The organism is Pantoea rwandensis, assembly GCF_002095475.1.
Lineage (GTDB): Bacteria > Pseudomonadota > Gammaproteobacteria > Enterobacterales > Enterobacteriaceae > Pantoea > Pantoea rwandensis.
In genome coordinates, this window is record NZ_MLFR01000067.1 from 1 (window position 1) to 269 (window position 269).

General features: G+C 52.4%; 1 tRNA gene. It reads left to right on the top strand.

The features are described 5' to 3' along the window. Positions 1-136 precede the first annotated feature (136 nt). Positions 137-212: transfer RNA gene (locus HA51_RS26790), tRNA-Ala, on the top strand. Positions 213-269: the final 57 nt, after the last annotated feature.

A 269-nucleotide genomic window follows, 5' to 3' on the forward strand; every position in this document is an offset into this window, starting at 1 on the left:
TTCTCATGCTGCGTTAAAGCGCCGCTCGTACAGTGAACTGTACGTCGCGACCCTTTGCCTTGCCTGAAAAGAAATTACCGTTTGAAAAAGCGGAACTCCTGGTGAGTGGTAGTAGTGGTCTCTGCAGTAACTGTATGGGGCTATAGCTCAGCTGGGAGAGCGCCTGCCTTGCACGCAGGAGGTCAGCGGTTCGATCCCGCTTAGCTCCACCATTACAGTGACTCAAAACAATACTTCAGAGCAGACCGGAAACGGTAGGCTGCGAAGTA